The organism is Paraburkholderia sp. RL17-337-BIB-A (genome assembly GCF_046025895.1).
GTDB lineage: Bacteria > Pseudomonadota > Gammaproteobacteria > Burkholderiales > Burkholderiaceae > Paraburkholderia > Paraburkholderia fungorum_C.
The window spans coordinates 3694419-3714289 of the sequence record NZ_JARESY010000001.1 but is presented as its reverse complement, the minus strand read 5'-3'; the positions used below and the strand labels follow the sequence as shown (position 1 = coordinate 3714289).

Sequence of the window (19871 nt, the reverse complement as noted above, 5' to 3'; positions counted from 1 at the left end):
CTGGCGATCACGCATGCATCAGCGCTTGCTTGGGCATCTGGCGATCACGCATGCATCAGCGTTTGCTGGGCATCTGGCGATCGCTCATGCATCAGCCGCCTGCCAGGCACCTGGCGATCGCGCACGCATCAGCGCCTGCCGGGCATCTGGCGATCGCTCATGCATCAGCGCCTGCCGGGCACTTGGCGATCACACATGCATCAGCGCCAGCCAGGCGCCCGCCGCTCACACAGCAAACGCCTCACGCGTCAATTGCCTCGCGCGTCAATTCTCAATGCCGGGCTTCGCCCGGCGCCGCGTCTTTGCCGGCTGCCGGTGGCGTTTCATCATCGCTGCTGCGGGCCCAGAAGAAGCGGTCCGGCATATAGGCGCCCATTCCGGGCCGGAACGCGTTGCGCACCGCCTGATACAGATACTCCTGCGCTTCGCGCACGGCTTCCGCCGGCTCCTGACCATTCGCCAGCAACGCCGCAATTGCGGCGCCGAGCGTATCCGTGATGCCCATGATCCGATGGCTGCCGCGGTCCCACATATCCTGACGCAGCTGGCCGTCTTCGCTAAACAGCGTATTGACGAGCCGGTGCGTGCCGGTTTCCGTCGACAGAATGTATTCGCAGCCTTGCGACAGCAGATGCGAGATCGCCGCGTCGAGGCTCGGCGTTTCGGCGTCGCCGTCCGGCTGGGCGAGCGCGAGCAGCGTGGCCGAATCGGCGACCAGCAAGGTGGTTTGCGGCGCCAGCAGGTCGGCGATCGCTTCACGCAGTTCGTCGGCGGCGAGCACGTGTTCGTCGTCGAGCGTGAAATCGGGGGCGAGGATCAGCGGAATGTCGTCGTAATCGGCGACTACCTCCGCAATCGCGCTCACTACTTCCGCGCGGGTGCATGCGCCGACCTTGAATGCGGCGATCGGCATATCTTCGAGCAGCATCCGAGCCTGGGTTGCGACTACTTCAGGGTCGAGCCCGGTGACTTCGTCGCAGCTTGCCGAGTCGCGCACGGTATAGCCCGTAAGCACGGAGACGCCATGGCAGCCCATGCTGGCGAGGGTCAACAGGTCGGCTTGCAGGCCGGAGCCACCGGTGGGATCGGAAAGGCCGAAGGTGAGGACGATCGGAGGCGTGTCGCTGGGCATGAAAATTTACAAAAAGGAGCTGTATTTAGGCGCGGAGGGTGCGCAATTGGCTCAATTATGCGGCCTAAACCATTATGAAGGCGGTTTTTCCTGGTCTTCGGGGTCGAGGGCGCCATTGAGTCGCAACAGGATACGGATTGACGCGATCCGCATACTCCGGGGTCGTCGCGTCCTGCGTTTGGCGGTCTCTGATCCAGTGCGCGGCAAATCTTGGTCTTCAGACCGGGTAAGCATAGTGCGGACTTCGCAACCGTCCTCGCGCCTATCAGGGCGGCGTCTGCTGCTGACGCAAGATGACAATGTGCGCACCGTTACAACGACCCGCAGAGTAGCTCGGAAACCATAACATAATGCACCGCCCGAGAGCTTTTTCGGATCATCCCACTGGACGCTCCTTTCAGGCTTTGCGGCAGCGCTGACACATCCAATTTCGGTGAATAGATCATCAACAGGTGCAGGTGGTCGCTCTCGCCGTCGAACTCGACCAGTTCGGCTTCGAAGTCGCATACGTTGCCAAAAACGTCGCGCGTGTCATCAAGAATCTCATTGGTGAAGACGCCATCCTCGTATTTGGTCACGAAGACCAAATACACCTGCGTCATAAAACTGAATGTCTGCCGTGCTGAACGTCGTTGCCAGTACTCAGAGACCAGTAATATAGTCTTGGCTATGAACCGACTCCAAGCCTACAAATACGAACTCATGCCCACTACCGCGCAGGCGCGTGATATGCGCGGCTTCGCGGGCTCATGCCGGTTCGTGTTTAACAAGGCGCTGATGTTGCAAAAGGAGAACTACGAAGCAGGCAGAAAATTCATCAGCTATGTCGAGATGGCGAAGCAACTGACGGCATGGCGCAATGGTGCTGACACGCTGTGGCTCAAGGACGCTCCGACTCATCCATTGCAACATGCCTTAAAAGACCTCGAGCGCGCCTACAAGAACTTCTTCGCCAAGCGCGCAGGTTTCCCGCGCTTCAGGAAGAAGGGGCGGTCAGACAGTTTCCGTTATCCCGATCCCAAGCAATTCAGGATCGACCAAGCGAATAGCCGCATTTTTCTGCCCAAACTCGGCTGGCTACGCTATCGCAATAGTCGCGACGCGCTGGGCACGGCGAAGAATGTTACCGTCAGCCAGTCATGCGGCAAGTGGTTTGTGTCGATCCAGACCGAGCGCGAGGTTGGGCAACCTGTGCCGCAGGCGGCAGGCATGGTCGGCATCGACATGGGCATCGCCCGCTTCGCGACCCTAAGCAGCGGCACGTTCTACGCCCCACTCAACACCTTCAGGCGGCACGAGGCACGGCTTCGTAAAGCCCAGCGGGCCATGAGCCGCAAGGCAAAGTTTGGCAAAAACTGGAAGAAAGCAAGAGCCCGCGTCCAGCGCATTCATGCCCGCATCGGTAACGCCCGTCGCGACTACCTGCATAAGACCACGACCACAATCAGCCAAAACCACGCGATGGTTTGTGTCGAGGACCTGCAGGTTCGGAACATGTCCACATCGGCAGCAGGCAGCACCGAACGGCCGGGCAGACACGTTCGGGCCAAGTCTGGCCTGAACAAGGCCATTCTCGATCAGGGATGGTTCGAGTTTCGCCGCCAGCTGGATTACAAGCTGGCGTGGAATGGCGGCTACCTCATCGCCGTGCCGCCGCAGAACACGAGTCGGGCCTGCCTCCGCTGCAACCATGTCTCAAAGGACAACCGCCAGACGCAATCACGGTTTGCGTGCATGTCATGTGGATATGAGAATCACGCCGACGTGGTCGGCGCGATCAACGTTTTAGAGCGCGGACAGCGCTTGTTAGCCTGTGGAGAGACGGCGCAGTTAGGCCGCTCCGTGAAGCAGGAACCCGCCGAAGCGACTCAGGTAGAAATCGCCTGCGCGCCGTAGGAATCCCCGTCGTTCATGGCGGAGAGGATGTCAATGCTAGGCATTGGGGCGGCAACACGGTACCATCGTGGCTCCCGCTCCCACGGACTCTACGACGCGACACAAGAATGGAATATCAAAGCTGGATGTGCCTGATTTGCGGCTGGATTTACGACGAAGAAGCCGGTTTGCCGGACGAAGGGATTGCGCCGGGCACCCGCTGGGAGGACGTTCCCATTAACTGGACCTGCCCGGAATGTGGCGCGCGCAAGGAAGACTTCGAGATGGTCCAGATCTGAGGTTGCTGAGGCAGCGGGCGTGCGCCGGCCGGTCGTCATGCCGGGTGCCTGCAGCGCGGCATTTCGCAGGCGGCGTCCGCCAGATCGAACGCTGCATGCGCTCGGAACGCAGCCCCACCGCATCGACGCGGAACGTCCAGGTTGTGCCGTGTCGCAGCGGTAGTCTGTCATTGTCCTGTCGCTAGTTCGCGCGTTAGCCGATCAGTCTCTCGTGCGTCCTTGAGCGGCGGCCCGTCAGCTTCCTGTCGCCTGCCCATGACTCTTCGATCCACTGCACCCGATTCCTTCGATGCCTTGCCGAATCCGCGCGGCGGCGCCGTCCGTCCCGCGGAGTTGGCGCTGGCCGAGGCGCTGTTAGCGTTCGAGCAGCACAGCGAGAGCACCTCGGCGCTGCTGCGTGCGTCGCACGCATTGCGCGAGGCTGGCTGGCTGAGCGCGCAGCGCTTTGCGGACGCGCTGGTGCGGCTGTCGCCGTTGGCCGAGGGCGATCCGGTTGACGCGGGTAGCGCCCGGCCCGTGTTCGGCGCGGCATTGCTTGATTTCCGCGCGGCGCTCGAGCGCCACAATCTGCGTGAGTTGTCCTGCTCGCCCACGCTGTTCAATCACTATCGCGCGCTCTGTACCCATCTGTCGGAGCACACGCCCGGCTCGACCGTCGCTTTCGAAGATCTCGCACTCAATGCTCGCCCGGTGCCTCCGGTGTCGCTGCATGCCCAATCCGCGGATCGACTGGCCCATTTGCGGGCCCGTTATGAACGCGCGCTGTTGCCGGTGTTGCGCTCGCAGCCCGATAGCAGCGGCGCCGCGCTCGCTTTCACGAACGCCGCGCTGGATGAGTTGGACGCTGTTCTCACCGAACTCTCCGGCCCAGACCCCTACGATTTCTGGCGCCTCGCCAAAGCCTGCGCCAAGGCGCTGCGAGTCGGCGGCCGCGCCACCGGAGAAGCCGACGCGCGGCGTTTTTATGCGCGCTGCAATCTCACGCTGGCGGATCACGCGCGCGGCATCGAGCGCGCGCCGCGTTCGCTGGTGCGCGCAACGCTGGCGCTGCTGTGGCGCGACTACGCGTTGTTCGGCGCCGCGGCGGAAGATGCCGATCAGGTCGAGGTGCTGCACGACTATGGTTTGACGGTCGATTGGCACGTCGCGGGCACCCAGGCATCGGAAATGCTTTGGGAAGCCGGCGCGGTGGAGGCGCAAGCGATCAGCGCGACCCGCACCAGCTTGACGCGCGACCTGGGCGTGTTGACAGTCAACGCGCACGCCTATGAGGATTTCCTGCAAACCGCGGATGCCTCGATTTCGGCGCTGACCGACCATGCCCGCGCGGCCGATCAGCCCGAGAAAGCGGATCCGAGCCAAGCGCTGCAGGCGGGCGACGCGGCCTACCGGCTCGGCACCGCCGCCTGCGCGCTGGGCCTCGGTCACGTGGCCCTGGTCGCCGATGCGCTCGGGCTGGCGTGGCGCCGCCGCGCGCACGCCGGCGTATCGACGCCGGCGGTGCGTTCCCACGTCATCGTCGGCGCACCGGCAGCGAGCACGCTTGAGCAGGCGGCGCAAGCCTTGCGCGCGATGTTGCACAAAGTGGCTGCGGGCGTCGCGCCGGCCGGGAGCGCCGCGGCGCTGGCCGCATTGACGCGTTCGATCGAACAGGGCGGCCCCTGATCTCCCGTGCGGGATTGGCTGCAGGCGCCGTGCGCCCGATAAGCCTCCTCAGCCGGCAGGGCGAGGAGCAAGGTTCGAAGCCGGAGGCACGCGATATGCGGGTTGTAAAACACCCTAACCGGCACCGTGGCCAAGGCCTGCGTGCGTGATAGAGTGGAACTTGATTCGCCGTCGATGGCTCGCGGCGCACTTCATCGCGAACATCGCGGTCCCCGCGCTCAAAGCCCGCCATCCTGCATCGTCTTTGCTAAAATCCGAACTATGTCCAAGAGTACCGATCGCATCAATCTGACCAACCAGTTCCTGATCGCCATGCCGAACATGGCCGATCCCACGTTTTCAGGAACGGTGGTCTACCTTTGCGATCACAGTGAGCGCGGCGCGCTCGGCCTCGTGATCAACCGGCCGACCGATATCGACCTCGAAGCGCTCTTCAGTCGCATCGATCTCAAGCTCGAGATCGAACCCCTTCTCCATGTGCCCGTGTATTTCGGCGGCCCGGTGCAAACCGAGCGCGGCTTCGTGCTGCACGATCCGAAAGACGGCAATGCCTATACGTCGTCAATGTCAGTGCCGGGTGGGCTCGAGATGACCACCTCGAAAGACGTGCTCGAAGCCGTCGCGAGCGGCACAGGTCCGGAGCGCTTCCTGCTTACGCTCGGCCATGCCGGCTGGGGCGCGGGTCAGCTCGAAGAAGAGATTTCGAAGAATGGTTGGCTCACGGTTGAAGCCGACCCGAAAATCGTTTTCGACGTGCCCGCCGAGGAGCGCCTGGAAGCCGCGCTCGCGCTGCTCGGCATTTCGCTGTCGATGCTGTCGGGCGAGGCAGGTCACGCATGAGTCTGCTGGCCGGACGTGAGGCGACGCTGCTTGCGTTCGACTATGGTGAAAAGCGGATCGGCGTGGCGGTGGGCAATTCGCTCACGCGCAGCGCGCGGCCGCTCGTGATCGTGCAGAACCGCAGCCGCGAATACCGTTTCGAGGCGGTCGGCAAGCTGATCGCCGAGTGGAAGCCGAACGTGCTGGTGGTCGGCTTGCCACTGCATCCGGACGGCACGCCGCACGAAATGACTCAACTCGCGAAGCGCTTCGGCAATCAGCTGAACGGCCGCTTCAATCTGCCGGTGACGTGGATCGACGAGCGCTATTCGTCGGTCGAGGCGAAGGCGGAAATCCGCGCCGGCAACGGCCGCGCCGACATGCTCGACGCCGAAGCAGCCAGCATCATCCTTCAGCAATATCTAGACGGACTTTCCGACGATCATGAGTTTCATTGACGCCGAAGCGCTCTATCGCGCCGTGCTCGAACAGATTCGCGCGGCTTACGGCGACGCGTTCAGCGCTGCCGATGGCCCCGTGCTGGCCGGCATTTACAGCGGCGGCGCGTGGCTCGCCGAGCGCCTCGCCCGCGATCTGAAGGCGCCGAGCTTCGGCGTGGTGAATGTCGCGCTGCATCGCGACGATTACGCGAAAAAAGGCCTGCACGCGCATGCGAGCCCGACCTCGCTGCCGTTCTCCGTGGACCAGCGCCGCATCGTGTTGCTGGACGATGTGCTGTACACCGGCCGTACGATTCGCGCGGCGTTGAATGAGCTGTACGACTACGGCCGTCCGGCGTCGGTGGAATTGGCCGTGCTCGCCGATCGCGGTGGCCGCGAGCTGCCGGTGGCGGCGCGCTTCGTTGGCGGCGTGGTGGATGTGCCGGCCGACGCGACGCTCGTGCTCGCCCGCGAAGAATGCGGCGTCGAAGGCAATCAGCGTTTCACTTTTCATACCGAAGCACGCGTCGATTGAACGCGGCTTTGCGCATCAAGCAAGAAGCAGGTACACCATGAACACCGCCACCCAGTCCTCCCAGGATTCTGCCGATAGCGCCACTGAGCGCTTCCGTTATGGCTTCCTGAAGGGCAATCCGCAGCTCACGAAAAACGGCGAGCTCAAACATCTGTTGTCGATCGAGGGCTTGCCTAAGGCGATCGTCAATCACATTCTCGATACCGCTGATCAATTCGTCAGTGTGACCGATCGCGAAGTGAAGAAGGTGCCGCTGTTGCGCGGCAAGTCGGTGTTCAACCTGTTCTTCGAGAACTCGACACGCACTCGCACGACCTTCGAGATCGCCGCGACGCGTTTGTCGGCGGACGTGCTGAATCTGAACATCAATGCGTCGTCGACGAGCAAGGGCGAGTCGCTACTCGACACGATCAACAATCTCTCGGCGATGCATGCCGATATGTTTGTCGTGCGCCATGCATCGAGTGGCGCGCCGTATCTGATCGCCCAGCATTGTGCGCCCCATGTGCACGTGATCAATGCCGGCGACGGCCGTCATGCACACCCGACCCAGGGTCTGCTCGACATGTACACGATCCGCCACTACAAGAAGGATTTCACGAATCTGCGCGTGGCGATCGTCGGCGACATTCTGCATTCGCGGGTCGCGCGTTCGGACATTCACGCGTTGACCACGCTCGGTGTGCCGGAAGTGCGCGCGATCGGTCCGCGCACGCTGTTGCCGGGCGGTCTCGAGCAAATGGGCGTACGTGTCTTCCATAATCTCGACGAAGGCCTGAAAGACGTCGACGTGATCATCATGCTGCGTTTGCAGAACGAGCGGATGAGCGGCGCGTTGCTGCCGTCGGCGCAGGAGTATTTCAAGAGCTGGGGTTTGACGCCGGAGCGCCTTGCGCTCGCCAAACCCGACGCGATTGTGATGCATCCGGGTCCGATGAACCGCGGCGTCGAAATCGATTCGCAGGTGGCCGACGGTCCGCAATCGGTGATTCTGAATCAGGTGACGTTCGGTATCGCGGTGCGCATGGCGGTGATGGGGATCGTCGCGGGCAATCACGATTAAACACTAAGACAGCACATGACGATTCATATTCAAGGCGGCACGCTGATCGATCCGGCAGCGGGCACCGAACAGCAGCAGGACATTTTTATCGACGCGGGCAAGATCGTCGCCATCGGCAACGCGCCTGCTGATTTCAACGCAGCGAAGACGATCGACGCTAAAGGCCTACATATCGCGCCGGGCCTGGTCGACCTGTCCGTGCGCTTGCGCGAGCCGGGCTACGAACACAAGGCGACGCTCGAATCAGAAATGGCCGCGGCGCTCGCGGGCGGCGTGACGAGTCTCGTATGTCCGCCGGACACCGATCCGACGCTCGATGAACCGGGCCTCGTCGAGATGCTCAAATTCCGCGCACGCAATCTGGACCAGGCGCATGTGTATCCGCTCGGCGCGTTGACCGTCGGTCTGAAAGGCCAGGTCATCACCGAGATGGTCGAGCTGACGGAGGCGGGTTGCATCGGCTTTTCGCAGGCCGATGTGCCGGTGGTCGACACGCAGGTCTTGATGCGTGCGTTGCAATACGCGAATACCTATGGCTACACCGTGTGGCTGCGCCCCGTCGATGCGTATCTCGGCAAGGGCGGCGTGGCCGCGAGCGGCGCGCTGGCGTCGCGGCTTGGGCTTTCGGGCGTGCCAGTGTCGGCCGAGACGATCGCGCTGCATACGATCTTCGAACTGGTCCGCGCGACGGGTGCACGAGTGCATCTGTCGCACATTTCGTCGGCGGCGGGCATCGAGTTGATGCGCGCGGCCAAGGCCGAGGGTTTGCCGGTGTCGTGCGACGTTACCGTGAACCATGTGCATCTGATCGACCTCGACATCGGCTACTTCGACGCGCAATTCCGGCTCGATCCGCCGTTGCGCCAGCAGCGCGATCGCGAAGCGATCCGCGCGGGTCTCGTCGACGGTACGATCGACGCGATCTGTTCCGACCACACCCCAGTGGACGACGACGAAAAGCTCCTGCCGTTCGCCGAAGCCACGCCGGGTGCAACGGGTCTCGAGCTGTTCCTGTCGCTAACAGTCAAATGGGCCGACGAGGCGCGCGTGCCGTTGGCCAAGGCGCTGAACCGCATCACCACGGCGCCGGCCGACGTGCTGAAACTGGAAGCGGCCGGACGAATCGCCGTGGGCGCCGTCGCCGATCTCTGCGTGTTCGACCGCAACGCGTATTGGCGCGTCGAGCCGCGTGCTTTGAAGAGCCAGGGACACAACACGCCGTTCCTCGGCTATGAACTGCCGGTGCGTGTGCGAGCGACCATCGTGTCCGGTAACGTTGCGTTCGAACAGCGCTAATAACAGCGCTAATATTGGCGGCACTGTCCAGTTACGGAAAGCTCTGATGATGAAGCTCGCGTTACGCAAGGCCCGTCTCGTCGCCCATCTGCTGCATGGCATGTGGATCGTTGCGACGCGCTTTTCCAAGGTCGGCGCGGAGGGGCGGCAGACGCTCAACCGCGAATGGTCGCTGAAAATGCTGCGTCTATGCGGCATGCAACTCGTCGTGCATAACGACAGCGTGCGGCTCGATCGCGGCGCGCTGGTGGTCGCCAATCACATCTCGTGGATCGACATCTACGTGATCAACGCGTGGCGGCCTACGCCGTTCGTCTCGAAGGCCGAGATCCGGCATTGGCCGATAGTCGGCTGGCTGGCGCAGCAACTGGGCACGGTGTTTATCCAGCGCGAGAAGCGCAGCGATGCGAAGCGGATCATGCAGGAGCTGTCCAGCCGCCTGAACGCGGGTGAGCTGATGTGCGTGTTTCCTGAAGGGACGACGTCGAACGGTCTGGCGCTGCTGCCGTTTCACGCGAATATGCTCCAGGCCGCCGTGTCGGCGTCGGCGCCGGTGCAGCCGCTTTGCATCATGTATGAAGATGCGCAGGGCCGACAATCTACCGCGCCTGCGTATATCGACGATCTGACGCTGGCTGATTCGCTGAACACGCTGTTAAGCGGTGGGCCGTTGACCGCGCATGTGTACGTCGGCGCGCCGCTTGCGCCGGGCGCGAATCGGCGCACGCTGGCGGCGGAGGCGGAAGGGGTGATTGCAGCGGCGTTACGGGAGCTGCAGGCGGGCAGGACGCGGTCCGGTGCAGCGATCACGGAATCGATCGCATCGCGCAACGCGTTCGATTCCTCTGATGTTTCCAAGCCCTCGCCAGCGCTGATCGAACCGGTTGATCACTCCGGCCGGTCGGCTTAGCGACGGACCTGGGCGAAGGGCCTGGCGAAGCGGCTCAGTTGCCGCTACCTGGCGTCCCGCAAGCCTCGCAGTCGACCTGTGTGAGCGTGCGCTCAGCGGGATCTTGCGCAAGCCTGACGGCCGATAGTTTTTCTCCCCACACGCAGCCGGAATCCAGACCAATCAGGTTATCGCGCAAGGTCAAACCGAGCGCGGCCCAATGGCCGAACACCACGGTGACGTCCGCGGTCTTGCGCGACGGCACGTCGAACCACGGCATGCTGCCCGGCGGCGCGGAATTCAGGCCGCCGCTGGTGCTGAAATCCATTGCACCTTCGGCATTGCAGAAGCGGATGCGCGTCAATGCGCTGCACGTCAGACGCAGCCGCTCGATGCCCTTGATGCCGGGCGTCCAGCAATTCGGCTCATTGCCGTAGAGTCCTGCAAGCGTTTCCTTCCAGTTCGGTGCGCGTAGCGCCCGCTGCAGTTCGTCGGCGAGTTCCATCGTCAGGGTGGCATCCCATTGCGGCAATACGCCCGCATGCACCATCAGCATGCCGTTGTCGAAATGCGCGAGCGGACGGTGGCGGACCCATTCGAGCAGGTCGGCGGCATCCGGCGCGGCGAGAATGTCGTCGATCGTGTCGCCTTTTTTCGACTTGCGAATTCCCGCCGACACCGACAGCAGATGCAGATCGTGATTACCCAGCACCGGCACCGCGCGGTCTCCCAGCGCGATGATGTCGCGCAGTGTGGCGAGCGATTCGGAGCCACGGTTGATCAGGTCGCCCGCGAACCACAGCGGCGTGCCTTCGGGAGGTGCTGCTTTGGCCAGCAACTGCTTGAACTGTGTGTGGCAGCCTTGCAGGTCGCCGAAGGCAAGCGGAGCGGGATGCGGCTGTGGAAGCGCAGCGGAAGCGGTAGCGGGAGCCGCGGTGGAGACGGTGGAAGATGTCATCAAGTGAGTCGGTGCAGTTCGATACATGCGGTTACGAACAAGGCGTGCCGCGTTGGGCGGTGCAGCAAGTTAGCGTGACATAATAGCCCTTTTGTAGCACGAATATCGCGGTATGCGACGACAGAAGCCGCCAGAAACCGGCGTTCCCAAGCGCATCACAGACACGTCGCAAAGCGCGTGCCGATATTGCAATACAACAGAATGACCCTCGTGAACGGAGAAAGCATGTCGTCTTCTCATGCGAAGCAACCTATCCGCACGCTCGTCACCGGGGCGAGTGGCTTTACTGGCCGCTATCTGGTCGACAATCTGTTCGGCCGCGGCCATACCGTGATCGAAACGGTGGCCGGGCGCAACGAGCCTGAAACGCCGACGCGCCTCAGGCTCGACATTACGTCGCCTGACGCATGCCGGCGCGTCATCGAAACCGCGCGGCCCGACTACATTGTGCATCTCGCCGCAATCAGCTTTGTGGGCCATAACGATCCGCTCGATTTTTATCGCGTCAACGTGATCGGCACGCTGAACCTGCTTGAGGCCTGTGCGGCCGTTGGCCATACGCCCCGCAAGCTGTTGATCGCGAGCAGCGCGAACGTCTACGGCAATGTCACCAGCGACGCTATCGACGAAACTTTCCCCGTCACGCCCGTCAATCACTATGCCGCCAGCAAGGCGGCGATGGAAACGATGGTGCGGACCTGGTTCGACCGGCTGCCCATCCTGATCGTGCGGCCGTTCAACTACACGGGCCGTGGGCAGACATCGAACTTTCTGGTGCCGAAGATCGTTGAGCATTTCGCGCGGCGCGAACCGGCGATCGAGCTCGGTAATATCGACGTGGCGCGTGATTTCTCGGACGTGCGCTACGTGGCGGATGCTTATGAGGCTTTGCTCGACTCTGAGGCTGCTGCGGAGACGGTTAATGTGTGTACTGGCACGCCGTTTACGCTGCGGGAGATTCTGTCCGCGGCGAGCGATATGACCGGGCATGAGCTCGAGATCCAGATTAATCCGGCTTTCGTCCGTCAAACCGATGTGAAGATGCTCGCTGGGTCGCCGGCCAAGCTGCGCTCGTTGGTGCCAAAGGTTGAGTGGATTCCGTTTATGGATACGCTGCGCTGGATGTTGGCGGCTTAAATCGCGCAATTATCGGTATTTTCGACTGGATACCGCCATTTTTGGCATCAAACGTCCCGCCAAATAATCCCCTGTTGGCCATTGGAAACCAAACTTGTCAAGCTGTTTCAAGTTGTTAGGGTTCTAGTTTTTGCCTCTGGCGGCTTTATAATCGGGGCTTCATAAGATTGGCGTTTGAGTGCCTGCCTGCCGTATGAGAGGCGGCGGCGGGCGCTGACAAGAAACGAAAGCCACAACGCGAGGCGCGTGGATCGGCGAACCGACTTCGATCTGCCACCAACATCTAGAAGGAATTTCATGATCCTGGTAACGGGCGGTGCCGGCTTTATCGGCGCCAATTTCGTGCTCGACTGGCTCAACGCCTCGGACGAAGCGGTTCTGAACGTCGACAAGCTAACGTACGCCGGCAATCTGGGTACGCTCAAGTCGCAACAGGCTAACCCCAAGCACGTCTTCGTGCGAGCCGATATCTGCGATCGTGCCGCGATGGACGCGCTCTTTGCCGAGCACAAGCCGCGCGCCGTGCTGCACTTCGCCGCGGAAAGCCACGTCGACCGTTCGATCCATGGCCCGGCCGATTTCGTGCAGACCAATGTGGTCGGCACGTTCACGCTGCTCGAAGCCACCCGTCAGTACTGGAATACGCTCGGCGAGGCCGACAAGACGGCGTTCCGCTTCCTGCACGTCTCGACGGACGAAGTGTTCGGCTCGCTGTCCGCTACCGATCCGCAATTCTCCGAAACCACGCCGTATGCGCCGAATAGCCCATACTCGGCTACGAAGGCGGGTTCGGACCATCTGGTGCGCGCCTACCATCACACGTATGGCCTGCCGGTGCTCACCACGAACTGCTCGAACAACTACGGTCCGTATCAGTTCCCTGAAAAGCTGATTCCGCTGATGATCGCCAACGCGCTCGGGGGCAAGGCATTGCCGGTTTACGGTGACGGTCAGAACGTGCGGGACTGGTTGTACGTGGGCGACCATTGCAGCGCGATCCGCGAAGTGCTCGCGCGCGGCACGCCGGGCGAGACGTATAACATCGGCGGCTGGAACGAAAAGAAGAACCTCGACGTCGTGCACACGCTGTGCGACCTGCTCGATCAATTGCGTCCTAAGGCGGGCGCTTCGTACCGCGACCAGATTACCTACGTGAAGGATCGTCCCGGCCACGACCGCCGTTATGCGATCGACGCCCGCAAGCTCGAGCGCGAGCTCGGCTGGAAGCCGGCTGAGACGTTCGAAACAGGCCTCGCCAAGACGGTTCAGTGGTATCTGGACAATCAGGCGTGGTCTGACGAAGTCGCTTCAGGCGAGTATCGGAAGTGGGTTGAGACCAACTACGCGCAGCGCGCGTAAGGACACGACAATGGCGCGCAAAGGCATTATTCTCGCGGGTGGATCGGGCACGCGCCTGTATCCAATCACGCATGTCGTCTCCAAGCAATTGCTGCCGGTCTACGACAAACCGATGATCTACTATCCGCTGTCCACGCTGATGGTGGCGGGTATTCGTGACGTACTGATCATTTCCACGCCGCAGGATACGCCGCGTTTCGAGACGATGCTCGGCGACGGCAGCCAGTGGGGTATGAACATTCAGTATGCGGTTCAGCCGTCTCCGGATGGGCTGGCTCAGGCGTTCATCATTGGCCGCGATTTTGTGGGCAATGATCCGTCGGCGCTGATTCTTGGCGATAACATCTTCTACGGGCACGATCTGGCGAAGCAACTGGAACGCGCTAACGAGAAAGACGAAGGCGCGACCGTTTTTGCCTATCACGTGCACGACCCGGAGCGCTACGGCGTTGTCGAGTTCGACAAGGACTTTCGCGCGCTGTCGATTGAAGAGAAGCCTGCTAAGCCGCGCTCGAATTACGCGGTGACGGGGCTGTACTTCTACGACAATAGCGTTTGCGATATCGCGGCTGGTATCAAGCCGTCGGCGCGTGGTGAGCTTGAAATCACCGACGTGAATTCGCGCTATCTCCAGCAAAAGAAGCTCGATGTCGAGATCATGGGGCGCGGGTATGCATGGCTCGATACCGGCACGCATGATTCTCTGATTGAAGCCGCGACGTTTATTGCTACGTTGCAGAAACGGCAGGGGTTGGTGGTGGCGTGTCCGGAAGAGATCGCTTTCCGGCGTAAGTGGATCGACGATGAGCAATTGCTCCAACTGGCTGCGCCGCTCGCGAAGAATGCGTACGGCCAATATTTGCTGAATCTCCCGAAGGACCAAGTTGCATGGCCATCCAGGTAATCACCACGTCGCTGCCCGAAGTCAAGATCATCGAACCCAAGGTGTTCGGCGATGCTCGTGGCTTCTTCTACGAGAGTTTCAACGCACGCGAATTCGCCGAGAACGTCGAAACGGGTGTTGAGTTCGTGCAGGACAATCATTCGCGTTCGATGCGGGGCGTATTGCGCGGGCTGCATTATCAGATCGAGCATGCGCAGGGCAAGCTCGTGCGTGTCGTTGAAGGTGAAGTGTTCGACGTTGCCGTCGATATTCGCAAAAGCTCGCCGAACTTCGGCAGGTGGGTTGGCGTGATTCTGTCAGCCGAGAACAGTCGGCAGTTGTGGGTTCCACCCGGTTTTGCACATGGTTTTGTCGTTTTGTCGGACGCTGCGCAATTTCTGTACAAGACAACCGACTACTGGTATCAGGCGCACGAACGCAGTATCGTCTGGAACGATCCGGATATCGGCATCGAATGGCCGATTGACTTCGCGCCGGTGCTGGCGGCAAAGGATGCCGCGGGCAAGCGCTTGAGCGAATCCGAGCTGTTTGCCTGAGGCCGCCCAATGAGCAAGCAGCCGACCATCCTCGTCACCGGAGTCAACGGGCAAGTTGGCTTCGAGTTGGCGCGTACTCTTCAAGGTCTCGGCCGGGTCGTGACACTCGATCGTGCGGCGCTCGATCTGGCCGACCTCTCGCAAATCCGCTCGACGGTGCGCGAGCTCAAACCTTCCGTCATCGTCAACCCGGCCGCGTACACAGCGGTGGACAAGGCGGAAACTGACGTAGATGTCGCCATGCGTCTCAATGCGGAAGCGCCTCGCGTGCTCGCGGAGGAAGCGGAGCGTAGCGGGGCAGTGCTGGTTCACTATTCGACGGACTATGTGTTCGACGGAACCAAAAGCGAAGCCTACGTTGAGGACGATGGGACCAATCCCCAAAACGTCTACGGCGCGAGCAAACTTGCGGGAGAGCAAGGTATCGCCGAATCCGGCTGCGCGCATCTGATCTTGCGCACTAGCTGGGTGTACGGAGCACGAGGAAAGAACTTCCTGCTTACCATGCTGAAGCTCGGAGCCGAGCGACCCGAATTGCGCGTCGTTGCCGATCAGAATGGCGCACCGACCTGGTCGAACACCATCGCGACGTCGACATCTCACATCGTCGCTCAGGGCCTTGGCGCGAATGATATCGACTGGTGGCGCGAACGTTCAGGCGTCTATCATCTGACGGCCGCTGGCGCGACGTCGTGGCACGGATTTGCGCAAGCGATTTTCGATATCGCAATGGACGGAAAAGGACCCAAGGTCGTACCGATCGGCACGAGCGACTATCCCGTTCCGGCAAAGCGCCCGGCGAATTCGCAGATGTCTCATCGCAAGCTCACGGAGACATTTGGGCTCTACTTGCCCGATTGGCAAGACGCGTTGCGTCTATGCATGGCCAACCGATGTGCGTAGCCGGCGTCCGCGAATGGCGCGGTCATTGCCAATCGATTTCTGGAAAGTGATCCAACACCATGAGTATGGGTGATCTCGGCTCCTCGCCTGGCGACGCGGCGAATGGAATTGTCGTCGTGTTCTACCGGTCCGATGCTGCGTGCGTGCGTCGGGCCAATCGCTATGCCGACTTCGGGCGCTGCGTGGTGGTCGACAATACCGAGCGGGTGCAGAGTGCCGAACAACTCGGGCTCGACGACCGGATCGTCTATGTTGCCAACGGGGCCAACCTTGGGATCGCGACGGGCATCAATCAGGGCGTCGAGTTGCTACTGAAAGCAGGCTGTAGCAGTGCGCTTATTTTCGATCAGGATAGCGAGCCGTCGACACAACTGTTAGAAGCGTTGCCGCAGTTGCTCAAAGAGGAGCAGCGTCAGCGAGGACGCGTTGCGCTGATTGGTCCTGCTTATGAGGACGCGCGCCTTGGGGGCGTAGCTCCGTTTGTTCGCTTTGGCTATCTGAAGCTGCAGCGGGTCGCGCCCGTCGGCACCCAGCCGCTTGAAATTGATTTTCTGATCAGTTCGGGCTCGTGCATCAATCTAGCTGCGTGGCGCGACATTGGCCCGATGGATGATGCGCTATTTATCGATTTCGTTGACCTCGAATGGTGTGTCAGGGCTCGTTCTAAAGGATATGCGGTGCTTGGCGCGCCTGGGTTGCGGCTTGCGCATGAACTAGGTGGCGAACCGGTGCGGGTGTTCGGTCGGCAATACCCGAGTCATAGCCCCCTGCGACATTATTATCTTTTTCGAAATGCAGTTGCCTTAATCAAACGGAGCTACATTCCGTGGACCTGGAAGTCCACTGAGCTAGTGAAGTTTCCATTTCGGCTGGCTATTTATGCACTGTTTCTGCAACCGCGTCTCAGCCATTTGCGAATGGCGTTGATCGGCATCTGGCACGGACTGACCGGTCACATGGGCCGGCTGGATCGAACATGACGCGGAGCGCATGGACATTCACTGGTGGTTTCTCTTTTAACGCAAGAATTTAAAAAGTCTGTAATGTACAACTTGGCACTTTCCGATTTAATGCAAAGCATTGCCTCTTGGCGGCTTTGGACACTCCTTGGTTGGCTCGAGGTGCGGCAACGCTACGCGCGCTCGCGCGTTGGGCCGTTCTGGCTGACGATCAGCACCGGTGTGATGATCGGCTCGATCGGCGTGGTGTACGGCACGCTCTTTGGCGTGAAGATGAGCGACTATCTTCCGTATCTGGCCGTCAGCCTCGTCATGTGGGCCGCGTTTTCGGCGACTGTTCTTGAGGGAAGCACGGCTTACATCGGTAGCGGCCAATATATCCGGCAAGTGTCGACACCGAAACTAATTTTTATGTTGCAGGTGGCCTGGCGCAACCTGATCATCTTGGCTCACAATTTCGTGATTGTCGTGGTGCTCCTGGCCGTTTTCGGTGTGAAGAGTTGGGAGACTCTGCCGCTTTTCATCCCTGCTTTGGTGCTCTACATGGCCAATGCGCTGTGGATGGCGATGGTCGCCGGCCTTTTGTCCGCACGATTTCGAGATTTGCCGCAAATCATCGCGGCAATTATCCAGATTGCGTTTTACATTACCCCGATTATCTATCGTCCGAATTCATTGTCCAGATATTCGTTCATCGTTGAGTTCAATCCTCTTGCGCATCTAATCGAACTCGTTCGTGCGCCGCTGATCGGTGAGATGCCAAGTGCAACTACTTGGGGCGTTGCTGTAGGGCTCGCGATAGTTGGCTGGCTCTTCGCGCTCGCGCTGACAGGGCGGTTCCTGAAACGCATTCCGTATTGGGTCTGACAAGGCAAATCATGGCGTACATCGAACTTAAGAGCGCGACGCTCGACTTGCCCATATACGACGTACAAGGGCGATCGCTCAAGAAACAGGTCTTGCGCATGGGACGGCGAAACTCCATCGCCGAAGGTAACGATGGTGTAGTCGTCGTGCGCGCACTCGACAATGTGGACCTGCGATTCGAAACCGGCGACCGAATTGGCCTTATTGGCCACAATGGCGCAGGTAAGTCGACCCTGCTCAGGACAATGGCCGGTATCTACACTCCCACCTACGGGACAATCGAGAACGAGGGGAAGATCGTGCCGCTGCTCGATATCAGTCTTGGGATGGACGAAAACTCGACCGGTCTGCAGAACATTCGCTTGCGAGGCCTGTTACTGGGCATGTCGGATGCCGAGATCCGTGCCAAGCAGCAGTCGATTGTGGAATTCTGCGAGTTGGGTGACTACCTCGACCTTCCGTTAAGAACCTATTCGAGCGGGATGCGCGTGCGGTTGGGCTTTGCCATTTCGACCGCAGTCGATGCCGAGATTCTCTTGCTCGACGAAGTGATGGGCGTGGGAGACGCGTCGTTCATGCACAAGGCAGAAGAGCGTCTCGCAGATCTTCATAGCCGTGCGGAGATAGTGGTGTTGGCAATGCACTCGAACTCGGAAATCCGCAAAGTGTGCAACAAGGCGTTATGGATGGAGCGCGGGCGCGTACGAGCGTTTGGGCCGACCGAAGAAGTTGTTTCGGCATATGAATCTCAGGTGTAAGCGCTCGACGGCACCTGCAGTTTCAGGTGGCAATAACTAAGCATCCGGCTCCGATTCTCGGGGTAGGCGAGCCGGATCTCCGACATCGATGGTGAACGATGGTCAAGAGAATAATATGACGAGTGCTGTTTATGGCACGCAACGAGGACTTCCAATGATTGATCGAGCATACAGGGCCTATTGCTACTGGAAAAACCACGGAACTATGGCGTTGCAGCAGATCGTCTACAGGAAGTTGGCCCGCAAGCTTCAGGCTTCGTCGGCCAAGGGTGGCCGTGACACGGGGCCAAAAAGTCCGGCGCAGCTTGCTCGTGCGCACTTCGAGGCCCTTGAGCCCTTGCTGACGTTTTCGATTCCCGCAACGGGCGTCCGTCGCGTGAGCATCGTGACGGATAGCGTCGCGAGTGGCAGCCTGTTCGGCGGAGTCGGGACCGCTTTGATTTTTTCGGCGTTGCTCGCCAATGAGTTGAACGCGCAACTTCGAATCATCACGCGTACGCAACGAGCACAGCCCCAAAACATCGATCACATTCTCTCGCTATACGGAATCAAGCTGAAGCACGAAGTGCAATTCAAATTTGCAGCTTTCTTCGATAAAAAATACGAGGTCGACGTCAAAGAAGGCGACCTGTTCGTGACTACGTCCTGGTGGACCACGGCGGCTACGTTGCCGAGCGTGCCGCGCGACTCGATCATCTATTTGCTTCAGGAAGACGAGCGGATGTTCTATCCGTTCGGCGACGAACGAGTGAGATGCGAAGAGACCTTGGGCAATGGCGATATCCGCTATTTGGTCAATACCAAGCTGTTGTTCGATCATCTGACGGGTGACGGCTTGGGTAATATTGCTGCTAAAGGCACATGGTTCGAGCCCGCTTTTCCGGGCGCCGTATTCCATTCGCGCGAAAAATCCACGGCGCAAAAGAAGCGCTTCTTTTTCTACGCGAGGCCGAACAACGCGCGGAACCTCTTCTATGTTGGAATAGAAGTCATTGAGCGGGCGATCGCTGAAAAGGTGCTGGACCCTGCGGAGTGGGAGATTTGTCTGGTCGGCAAGAATATACCGGCTGTTGTATTCGACGGTGGCTATGTGCCTAAGAAATTCGAAAACCTCACGTGGTCTCAATACGCCGAATTCGCGGGGACGGTTGACGTTGGTCTTAGCTTGATGAGCACGCCGCATCCAAGCTATCCACCTCTGGATCTGGTCGCCAGTGGTGCGGTTGTTGTGACTAATCGCTTCGGTAACAAGACCGATTTGTCCGGCTACTCGCGCAACCTGATTTGCGCGGACCTTGAACGTGACGCGTTGGTGGAAGGGCTACGATCCGCAGTGGCCTTGGCGTCCAATCCGCAACTGCGAGAGCAGAACTACCGCAGCAATGGACTTGCTTCCGATTGGCAGCAAGCTTTCGGCGGGATCATCAAGCAGTTGTCCGCACAACTATAATGTTTAAAGTCGATATTCCCCCGAAGG

At 60.4% G+C, this 19871-nt stretch carries 20 protein-coding genes and 1 pseudogene; 18 read left to right on the top strand and 3 right to left on the bottom strand.

The features are described 5' to 3' along the window. Positions 1 to 271 precede the first annotated feature (271 nt). Both P0D84_RS16650 and tnpA read right to left on the bottom strand, forming a co-directional pair. Complete coding sequence (locus P0D84_RS16650) at positions 272 to 1132, bottom strand: hydroxymethylpyrimidine/phosphomethylpyrimidine kinase (protein WP_408338096.1); 861 nt, start codon at positions 1130 to 1132, stop codon at positions 272 to 274. Between the two features lie 265 nt (positions 1133 to 1397). Next, a pseudogene (gene tnpA, locus P0D84_RS16645) lies at positions 1398 to 1778 on the bottom strand (IS200/IS605 family transposase). A gap of 23 nt (positions 1779 to 1801) precedes the next feature. On the opposite strand from tnpA, the gene P0D84_RS16640 reads away from it, so the two are divergent. The 9 genes from P0D84_RS16640 (at position 1802) to P0D84_RS16600 (ending at position 10034) form a co-directional block, all read left to right on the top strand. Next, complete coding sequence (locus tag P0D84_RS16640) at positions 1802 to 3028, top strand: RNA-guided endonuclease InsQ/TnpB family protein (protein ID WP_408338092.1); 1227 nt, start codon at positions 1802 to 1804, stop codon at positions 3026 to 3028. A gap of 107 nt (positions 3029 to 3135) precedes the next feature. Continuing rightward, positions 3136 to 3306 (top strand): rubredoxin, encoded by a 171-nt coding sequence (locus P0D84_RS16635; RefSeq protein ID WP_006047743.1) that lies wholly within the window; start codon positions 3136 to 3138, stop codon positions 3304 to 3306. A gap of 255 nt (positions 3307 to 3561) precedes the next feature. Next, on the top strand, positions 3562 to 4971 hold the full coding sequence (locus P0D84_RS16630) for a FimL-related protein (protein ID WP_408338090.1): 1410 nt from the start codon (positions 3562 to 3564) through the stop codon (positions 4969 to 4971). A gap of 261 nt (positions 4972 to 5232) precedes the next feature. Then, a complete protein-coding gene (locus P0D84_RS16625) occupies positions 5233 to 5811 on the top strand; it encodes a YqgE/AlgH family protein (RefSeq protein ID WP_042327851.1) in 579 nt (192 codons plus the stop codon). Then, positions 5808 to 6248 (top strand): Holliday junction resolvase RuvX, encoded by a 441-nt coding sequence (gene ruvX / locus P0D84_RS16620; protein ID WP_408338087.1) that lies wholly within the window; start codon positions 5808 to 5810, stop codon positions 6246 to 6248. Before P0D84_RS16625 ends, ruvX begins: the two co-directional genes overlap by 4 nt. Then, complete coding sequence (gene pyrR / locus P0D84_RS16615; protein WP_408338085.1) at positions 6235 to 6765, top strand: bifunctional pyr operon transcriptional regulator/uracil phosphoribosyltransferase PyrR; 531 nt, start codon at positions 6235 to 6237, stop codon at positions 6763 to 6765. Before ruvX ends, pyrR begins: the two co-directional genes overlap by 14 nt. Positions 6766 to 6802: 37 nt before the next feature. Beyond that, positions 6803 to 7828, top strand: coding sequence for an aspartate carbamoyltransferase catalytic subunit (locus tag P0D84_RS16610; protein WP_408338083.1), 1026 nt, complete (start codon positions 6803 to 6805; stop codon positions 7826 to 7828). Between the two features lie 15 nt (positions 7829 to 7843). Beyond that, positions 7844 to 9124 carry a dihydroorotase gene (locus tag P0D84_RS16605; protein WP_408338081.1) on the top strand — a complete coding sequence of 427 codons (1281 nt, stop codon included), beginning with the start codon at positions 7844 to 7846 and terminating at the stop codon, positions 9122 to 9124. A gap of 49 nt (positions 9125 to 9173) precedes the next feature. Then, the gene (locus P0D84_RS16600; RefSeq protein ID WP_408339864.1) at positions 9174 to 10034 is read left to right on the top strand and encodes a lysophospholipid acyltransferase family protein; all 861 of its coding nucleotides are present in this window, start codon (positions 9174 to 9176) and stop codon (positions 10032 to 10034) included. Positions 10035 to 10068: 34 nt separating this feature from the next. Here P0D84_RS16600 and P0D84_RS16595 read toward each other — a convergent pair whose 3' ends face one another. Continuing rightward, positions 10069 to 10971 carry a symmetrical bis(5'-nucleosyl)-tetraphosphatase gene (locus P0D84_RS16595; protein WP_408338079.1) on the bottom strand — a complete coding sequence of 301 codons (903 nt, stop codon included), beginning with the start codon at positions 10969 to 10971 and terminating at the stop codon, positions 10069 to 10071. A 225-nt stretch (positions 10972 to 11196) separates the two neighbouring features. Here P0D84_RS16595 and P0D84_RS16590 point away from each other — a divergent pair, with 225 nt between their 5' ends. From P0D84_RS16590 to P0D84_RS16550, 9 genes are all read left to right on the top strand, one after another. After that, the gene (locus P0D84_RS16590; protein ID WP_408338077.1) at positions 11197 to 12108 is read left to right on the top strand and encodes a GDP-mannose 4,6-dehydratase; all 912 of its coding nucleotides are present in this window, start codon (positions 11197 to 11199) and stop codon (positions 12106 to 12108) included. 297 nt (positions 12109 to 12405) lie between these two features. Then, the gene (gene rfbB, locus P0D84_RS16585; protein ID WP_408338075.1) at positions 12406 to 13467 is read left to right on the top strand and encodes a dTDP-glucose 4,6-dehydratase; all 1062 of its coding nucleotides are present in this window, start codon (positions 12406 to 12408) and stop codon (positions 13465 to 13467) included. Positions 13468 to 13477: 10 nt separating this feature from the next. Then, on the top strand, positions 13478 to 14371 hold the full coding sequence (gene rfbA / locus P0D84_RS16580) for a glucose-1-phosphate thymidylyltransferase RfbA (protein WP_408338073.1): 894 nt from the start codon (positions 13478 to 13480) through the stop codon (positions 14369 to 14371). Beyond that, positions 14356 to 14907 carry a dTDP-4-dehydrorhamnose 3,5-epimerase gene (gene rfbC, locus P0D84_RS16575; RefSeq protein ID WP_408338071.1) on the top strand — a complete coding sequence of 184 codons (552 nt, stop codon included), beginning with the start codon at positions 14356 to 14358 and terminating at the stop codon, positions 14905 to 14907. Before rfbA ends, rfbC begins: the two co-directional genes overlap by 16 nt. Before the next feature lie 9 nt (positions 14908 to 14916). Next, complete coding sequence (rfbD, locus tag P0D84_RS16570; RefSeq protein WP_408338069.1) at positions 14917 to 15810, top strand: dTDP-4-dehydrorhamnose reductase; 894 nt, start codon at positions 14917 to 14919, stop codon at positions 15808 to 15810. 59 nt (positions 15811 to 15869) lie between these two features. Then, positions 15870 to 16790, top strand: coding sequence for a glycosyltransferase family 2 protein (locus P0D84_RS16565; RefSeq protein ID WP_408338067.1), 921 nt, complete (start codon positions 15870 to 15872; stop codon positions 16788 to 16790). 63 nt (positions 16791 to 16853) lie between these two features. Continuing rightward, a complete protein-coding gene (locus tag P0D84_RS16560) occupies positions 16854 to 17636 on the top strand; it encodes an ABC transporter permease (protein ID WP_408338065.1) in 783 nt (260 codons plus the stop codon). 11 nt (positions 17637 to 17647) lie between these two features. After that, positions 17648 to 18394 carry an ABC transporter ATP-binding protein gene (locus P0D84_RS16555; protein WP_408338063.1) on the top strand — a complete coding sequence of 249 codons (747 nt, stop codon included), beginning with the start codon at positions 17648 to 17650 and terminating at the stop codon, positions 18392 to 18394. Positions 18395 to 18482: 88 nt separating this feature from the next. Further along, complete coding sequence (locus P0D84_RS16550; protein WP_408338061.1) at positions 18483 to 19844, top strand: rhamnosyltransferase WsaF family glycosyltransferase; 1362 nt, start codon at positions 18483 to 18485, stop codon at positions 19842 to 19844. Positions 19845 to 19871 lie beyond the last annotated feature (27 nt).

Excerpts from the sequence above, each read along its gene's own strand:
- rfbB (WP_408338075.1), top strand. The coding sequence starts at position 12,406 with ATGATCCTGGTAACGGGCGGTGCCGGCTTTATCGGCGCCAATTTCGTG.
- P0D84_RS16555 (WP_408338063.1), top strand. The coding sequence starts at position 17,648 with ATGGCGTACATCGAACTTAAGAGCGCGACGCTCGACTTGCCCATATAC.
- P0D84_RS16635 (WP_006047743.1), top strand. The coding sequence starts at position 3,136 with ATGGAATATCAAAGCTGGATGTGCCTGATTTGCGGCTGGATTTACGAC.
- P0D84_RS16625 (WP_042327851.1), top strand. The coding sequence starts at position 5,233 with ATGTCCAAGAGTACCGATCGCATCAATCTGACCAACCAGTTCCTGATC.
- P0D84_RS16630 (WP_408338090.1), top strand. The coding sequence starts at position 3,562 with ATGACTCTTCGATCCACTGCACCCGATTCCTTCGATGCCTTGCCGAAT.
- P0D84_RS16610 (WP_408338083.1), top strand. The coding sequence starts at position 6,803 with ATGAACACCGCCACCCAGTCCTCCCAGGATTCTGCCGATAGCGCCACT.
- P0D84_RS16550 (WP_408338061.1), top strand. The coding sequence starts at position 18,483 with ATGGTGAACGATGGTCAAGAGAATAATATGACGAGTGCTGTTTATGGC.
- P0D84_RS16640 (WP_408338092.1), top strand. The coding sequence starts at position 1,802 with ATGAACCGACTCCAAGCCTACAAATACGAACTCATGCCCACTACCGCG.
- P0D84_RS16595 (WP_408338079.1), bottom strand. The coding sequence starts at position 10,971 with ATGACATCTTCCACCGTCTCCACCGCGGCTCCCGCTACCGCTTCCGCT.
- P0D84_RS16590 (WP_408338077.1), top strand. The coding sequence starts at position 11,197 with ATGTCGTCTTCTCATGCGAAGCAACCTATCCGCACGCTCGTCACCGGG.
- rfbD (WP_408338069.1), top strand. The coding sequence starts at position 14,917 with ATGAGCAAGCAGCCGACCATCCTCGTCACCGGAGTCAACGGGCAAGTT.
- P0D84_RS16650 (WP_408338096.1), bottom strand. The coding sequence starts at position 1,132 with ATGCCCAGCGACACGCCTCCGATCGTCCTCACCTTCGGCCTTTCCGAT.
- pyrR (WP_408338085.1), top strand. The coding sequence starts at position 6,235 with ATGAGTTTCATTGACGCCGAAGCGCTCTATCGCGCCGTGCTCGAACAG.
- P0D84_RS16560 (WP_408338065.1), top strand. The coding sequence starts at position 16,854 with ATGTACAACTTGGCACTTTCCGATTTAATGCAAAGCATTGCCTCTTGG.
- P0D84_RS16605 (WP_408338081.1), top strand. The coding sequence starts at position 7,844 with ATGACGATTCATATTCAAGGCGGCACGCTGATCGATCCGGCAGCGGGC.
- P0D84_RS16565 (WP_408338067.1), top strand. The coding sequence starts at position 15,870 with ATGAGTATGGGTGATCTCGGCTCCTCGCCTGGCGACGCGGCGAATGGA.
- ruvX (WP_408338087.1), top strand. The coding sequence starts at position 5,808 with ATGAGTCTGCTGGCCGGACGTGAGGCGACGCTGCTTGCGTTCGACTAT.
- rfbA (WP_408338073.1), top strand. The coding sequence starts at position 13,478 with ATGGCGCGCAAAGGCATTATTCTCGCGGGTGGATCGGGCACGCGCCTG.
- rfbC (WP_408338071.1), top strand. The coding sequence starts at position 14,356 with ATGGCCATCCAGGTAATCACCACGTCGCTGCCCGAAGTCAAGATCATC.
- P0D84_RS16600 (WP_408339864.1), top strand. The coding sequence starts at position 9,174 with ATGAAGCTCGCGTTACGCAAGGCCCGTCTCGTCGCCCATCTGCTGCAT.